This is a genomic window from Cupriavidus sp. 05T313 (assembly GCF_056396665.1).
In genome coordinates, this window is the sequence record NZ_JBFTLX010000401.1 from 1 (window position 1) to 5336 (window position 5336).

Below are 5336 nucleotides of genomic sequence, written 5' to 3' on the forward strand. Positions count from 1 at the left end.
CAGACCCAACACGTCCACCTGCCAGACCCAACACGTCCACCTGCTTGTGACCCAGTGCTGCGATGACCGCGCATGCTACCGCCGCCATGCCTGCAATCGTGTCCGGCACGATGCCGCCCGACCGCCCGATACCCGTACTGTCGAACCAGATGATGCGCCGGTCCGCCGACAGTTCCTTGATAAACGCCGGGTCCCAATCGTCCATCGTGCCGCGGAACCGCTGCAGCAGCAGTAGCGGGATGCCTCCCTCGGGGCCGGCTTCGCGCGCACAAATTCGGCCATACGGGGTATCGATGTCGAAAGAACGTGTCATGGTGGGTAGTTGTATTGTGGATCGTTCTCGATGAGTTACCTGCCAAGCGTATTGCCGAATGCGCCCCGATGCAGGACATAAACACGGCGTTTTCTGTCATGCCTTCGGTTCGCGCCCAAGCAGCGCTGAATGTGGGAACACGTGTGTACGGCAATGTTGTCCGAAAATGCGGTGTATATGTCAGTCCATGGCGCGTCACTATCCCTATGCTTGCGCGTATCTGCATGCCACACCGCGCGCATTAAGCAGCTCCCTCTTACCCAAAAGGATACACATGCCATCACAACTCGGAACCGCTCTCGTCACCGGATCGTCCTCCGGCATCGGCGCCGTCTACGCTGATCGCCTCGCGGCACGCGGCTATGACCTCATACTCGTTGCACGCAATGAAGAACGGTTGCGCGCGCATGCGGCCAGGCTTTCGAGCACGCATGGTGTCCAGGTGGACGTCCTAGTGGCGGATCTCACCGACGCTGCCGGCCTGCGACGTGTCGAGGCCACGCTCGCTGGCAACGATCGCATCACCATGCTGGTCAACAACGCTGGTTTCGGCGGCGCTGGTACCCTCGCGCAATCGCCGGTGGACGACATGGAACGCATGATCAGCGTCAACGTCACCGCCGTCATGCGACTGTCCTATGCGGCCGCGCCCGCATTTGCCGCGCGCGGCGCCGGGACGATCATCAACATCGCATCGATCGTCGCGATCGCCCCCGAGATCCTCAATGGCGTCTACGGCGGCGCAAAGGCATTCGTACTGGCATTCAGCCGTTCGCTGAAGAAAGAGTTGAGCGAAAGCGGCGTGACCGTTCAGGTCGTACTGCCGGGTGCTACGGGCACGGACTTCTGGGAAGTCGCGGGTCTCCCTACGTCGAACCTCCCGGAAAGCTGGGTCATGACACCCGAAACGCTGGTGGATGCCGCACTGAGCGACCTCGACGCCGGCGTGTTTGCCTCGATTCCGTCGTTGCAGGACGACTCGCAGTGGCAGGCTTGGGAAGCCGCGCGCGAAGCCATGGCGTCCAATCTGTCCTCCCGCGTCGCCGCGCCGCGCTACGCAGCGCGTGCCGGACAGCAAGACTGAAACCTTGACCCCCGTCTCCACATGAAAATAGCAATCGCCCCACTGGCCGTGCTTGCCATGGCCACCCTCTTCGCTCATCAGCCGGCCCGCGCCAGTGAAGCCCTCGCCCAAAAGTACGCGTGCGCGGGCTGCCATCAGGCCAATGCCCGCCTGGTGGGTCCGTCGTGGAAGGAAATTGCGGCCAAATACAAGGGCGGCAGCAAGGCCACGGAGCAACTCGCCGTCAGCATCAAGGCCGGTGGTGGCGGCAAATGGGGCGCTGTACCGATGCCGCCGCAGCCGCAGGTATCCGATGCCGATCTCACCGCGCTGGCGCAGTGGGTTCTCTCGCAGAAGTAGAGGAGTCTCCGATGACCACGCTGAACATCAATGGCAAGACGCTCGACGTCGACGCCGATCCGTCCACCCCGCTGCTCTGGGCCCTGCGCGACAACCTCGGTATGACCGGCACAAAGTTTGGTTGCGGCATGGCCGCATGCGGCGCGTGTACGGTCCATATCAACGGCACCGCGACGCGAAGCTGCGTCATGCCCCTCTCGGCTGTGGCTGGAGTAAACGTCAACACGATCGAGAGCATAAGCGACGACAAGATCGGCCGCGCGGTACTGGATGCCTGGATCCGGCACGATGTGGCGCAATGCGGTTACTGCCAAAACGGTCAGGTGATGAGCGCCGTGAGCCTGCTGCGCACTAAGCCGCGGCCACGCGATGCCGATATCGATCAGGCGATGGCGGGCAACATTTGCCGCTGTGGCACCTATCAACGTATTCGCGCGGCCATCAAGGATGCCGCGCGCGCAATCGCCTGAGGAGCACCATCATGCGTATTCGTGGATTGGAAGCGCTTGCGGGCGGTGGTGGCATGATCGAGTCCAAGGAGAGCGTCGCGCCACTCTCGCGCCGCAGCTTTCTCAAGCTGACTGGCATGGCCGGGGGTGGACTCGCGCTCGGCTTGGTCGGCGGTGTCGACCTCGCCCAAGCGGCGGAAGAAGGCGGGAAGCAAAAGGCGCCGTCGCCACCGCAAGCATTCGTGATTATCGCCCCTGACAATACGGTGACGATCGCCGTCAATCGGCTCGAGTTCGGCCAGGGCGTGCATACCGCGCTGCCAATGGTACTGGCCGACGAGCTCGACGTAGACTGGAAGAACGTGCGATCGATGCTGGCACCGGCGGGGGACGAGTATCGCGACCCGGGCTTCGGCATTCAGATGACTGGCGGTTCCACCGCGCTGATGCATTCGTTTACCCAGTATCGCGAACTCGGCGCGCGCGCCCGCGCGATGCTCGTGACGGCGGCGGCCAAGCAGTGGAATGTGGATCCCGCCAGCTGCTCCGCCGCGCAGGGTGTGGTCACCTCGGGCACGTATCGTGCCACATATGGCGAGCTCGCCGACGCGGCCATGAGTCTGAAGGTGCCGGCTACCGTGGTGTTGAAGGACCCGTCCCAGTTCCGCCTCATCGGCAAGCCCATGCCGAGACTGGACGCCGCATCGAAGCTACGCGGCGACCCGGTGTTCGGCATCGATACCCGACTCAAGGAGATGGTCGTGGCCGTGGTCGCGCACCCGCCGCGCTTCGGCGGCAAGGTGAAGTCGTTCAATGCAGACAAGACGCGAGCGATCAAGGGCGTCGTCGACGTCATGCAGGTGCCCGCGGATCGCGGCGGCTCCGGCGTGGCGGTAGTGGCCACCGGATACTGGGCAGCAAAGCAGGGACGCGACGCGCTGCAGATCGAGTGGGAAGATGCGGGCTCGACAGTCAGCACGCAGGCGCTCTACGAGGAGTACAGCAAGCTTGCGACGCAGCCCGGCAAGGTGGCGCGCCCGCTAGAGAGCGGCGATATGCAGGCGGCCCTCTCAGGCGCAGCACGCGTGATCGACGCCGAGTATCGGCTGCCGTACCTCGCGCATGCGCCAATGGAGCCGCTCAACTGCACCATGCAGGCGGAAATCAGCGGCAATAAGGCGACCAGCGTCAAGGTCTGGGTCGGCTCGCAGTTCCAGACCGTCGATCAGGCGGCGATCGCCCAGACGCTGTCGCTACCCGTCGAAAAGGTGACACTCAACACGATGATGGCCGGCGGCGGCTTTGGCCGGCGTGCCGTGCCGACGTCGGACTATCTGGTCGAATCGGCAGGCGTGCTTCGCGAGTGGATCGCCAGAGGTCATGCCGAACCGCTCAAGGTCATGTGGAGTCGCGAAGACGATATCAAGGGCGGCTACTATCGCCCGCTACATGTCCACCGCGCGCGCATCGGCTTCGACGMAAAGGGKCAGGTCGTAGGYTGGCAGCAYGCGATCGTCGGYCAGTCGATCGTCATGGGAACCCCATTCGAGCCGGTTCTCGTGAAGAACGGCGTGGACTCGACCATGACCGAAGGCATCGTCGAGAACGAATACGCTCTGCCGATGCAGGTGACGGCTCATCACCCGAAGGTCGATGTCGCGGTGCTCTGGTGGCGCTCGGTGGGTAACACCCACACGAGCTTCGTCAAGGAGACGCTGATCGACGRGATCGCCACGGCCGCGAAGCAGGATCCCGTCGCTTGGCGCATGGCACGACTCGACACCACCAAGCATGTCCGACAACGCGCCGCCTTGCAGCTGGCCACGGACAAGGCCGGCTACGGCAAGCGCAAACTGCCGAGGGGGCATGCGTGGGGCGTGGCCGTACACGAGTCGTTCGGGACGGTGGTTGCGTATGTCGTCGAAGTGTCCGTCGCCAAGGGTGAGGCGCGCGTGCACAACGTCACGGCCGGTGTCCACTGCAATCGCGTCGTCAATCCGCTGAGCCCAGGTCCAGGGCGCATGCATCTTCGGCTTGTCGATGATTCGGCCCGGCTTCGCCATCGAGATGGAGAACGGAGTGGTTCGGAACAGCAATTTCCCGGACTATCCGCCACCGCGGATGCCCGATGCACCGCACATCGACGTGTTCTTCGTGCCGTCCGAAGACGCACCGTCGGGACTGGGCGAGCCTGGCGTGCCACCGATCGCACCGGCGGTCGCCAATGCACTGTTCCGGCTGACGGGCAAGCGCCAGCGGCAGATGCCCTTCGTCATCTGATCGTTCAGAGGCAGAGAGGCATCACGTCCTCTCTGCCCCGCAATCTACCGTTAACAGCAATCGTTCGGTTACTGTGCACCCTGTATGCCGCCCCTCGCACATTGATAATGTTCCCTCAAAGGGCTTTGTCATCCTCGATGACGATGGATCTGTAAGGCCCAGAACCTAGTTCATTCGGCGTAGCCGGCAATCAACATATCTGACGCCGCCGAGGCGTTCCGCGACGCGGAGACAGTCAACCTATCTGACGGCTACATCTACGACATCGAACTCGTATGGCATCGGAATTCAAACTAYGGCATCCATTGCGCGTGGCATGTCATGTCATGTCGCAAGCCAGTGAATGCGGAGATGCGCATCCTAGCGTCGCTAATCTGACGCGCTCGCAACCCGGCCGCTTCGGTCGCTGGCCGTCAGTTCATTCCGTCGCTTCCAGCTCTACTAGTGCGTCCTTTCGCCGGATGCTGCTTGGCGACACGCCGTAGGCGCGCACAAAGGCCCGGCRCATACGATCGCGGTCCGCAAACCCTGTGTCCTGCGCCACGGTTTCCATCGGGTGACGACCTGACTCGAGCATGGTTCTGGCCGCTTCCAGCCGGAGCATCTCGACGGCCTTAGCCGGGGACTGGCCGGTCTCCTCACGGAACACCCGGCTGAACTGGCGCGGCGACAGGCGCGCGGCATCCGCCAGCTCCTCCACCGTCAGCGCATTGCGCAGATTTTCCTTCGCGTAGATCAGCGCGCGTTTGACGCGATCGCTGCGCGGCTCGAGTTCCAGTAATGCCGAAAACTGGGATTGCCCACCGGGGCGGCGGTAATAGACGACCAGGCGTCGGGCCACGTTACGTGCCAGCGCCGCGCCGTGGTCGTG

Annotated in this window: 5 protein-coding genes and 1 pseudogene; 4 read left to right on the forward strand and 2 right to left on the reverse strand. The window is 63.4% G+C overall.

Annotation, left to right across the window (positions count from 1 at the left end):
• A partial coding sequence (locus AC1DKD_RS39680; protein WP_477144601.1) for an alpha/beta fold hydrolase occupies positions 1-313 on the reverse strand: 313 nt, incomplete at its 3' end.
• 274 nt (positions 314-587) lie between these two features.
• On the opposite strand from AC1DKD_RS39680, the gene AC1DKD_RS39685 reads away from it, so the two are divergent.
• The 4 genes and pseudogenes from AC1DKD_RS39685 (at position 588) to AC1DKD_RS39700 (ending at position 4465) form a co-directional block, all read left to right on the forward strand.
• Complete coding sequence (locus AC1DKD_RS39685) at positions 588-1397, forward strand: SDR family NAD(P)-dependent oxidoreductase (protein WP_459569114.1); 810 nt, start codon at positions 588-590, stop codon at positions 1395-1397.
• 57 nt (positions 1398-1454) lie between these two features.
• Positions 1455-1736 carry a c-type cytochrome gene (locus tag AC1DKD_RS39690; protein WP_477144602.1) on the forward strand — a complete coding sequence of 94 codons (282 nt, stop codon included), beginning with the start codon at positions 1455-1457 and terminating at the stop codon, positions 1734-1736.
• A gap of 11 nt (positions 1737-1747) precedes the next feature.
• A complete protein-coding gene (locus AC1DKD_RS39695; RefSeq protein ID WP_477103096.1) occupies positions 1748-2206 on the forward strand; it encodes a (2Fe-2S)-binding protein in 459 nt (152 codons plus the stop codon).
• A gap of 11 nt (positions 2207-2217) precedes the next feature.
• A pseudogene (locus tag AC1DKD_RS39700) lies at positions 2218-4465 on the forward strand (xanthine dehydrogenase family protein molybdopterin-binding subunit).
• Between the two features lie 418 nt (positions 4466-4883).
• Here the strand turns inward: AC1DKD_RS39700 and AC1DKD_RS39705 are convergent.
• Positions 4884-5336, reverse strand: a 453-nt coding sequence (locus tag AC1DKD_RS39705; protein ID WP_477144603.1) for a GlxA family transcriptional regulator, incomplete at its 5' end; no start/stop codon positions are given.

Bases quoted from the DNA above. Each gene is read 5' to 3' on its own strand.
- AC1DKD_RS39685 (WP_459569114.1), top strand. From the start codon at position 588: ATGCCATCACAACTCGGAACCGCTCTCGTCACCGGATCGTCCTCCGGC.
- AC1DKD_RS39690 (WP_477144602.1), top strand. From the start codon at position 1,455: ATGGCCACCCTCTTCGCTCATCAGCCGGCCCGCGCCAGTGAAGCCCTC.
- AC1DKD_RS39695 (WP_477103096.1), top strand. From the start codon at position 1,748: ATGACCACGCTGAACATCAATGGCAAGACGCTCGACGTCGACGCCGAT.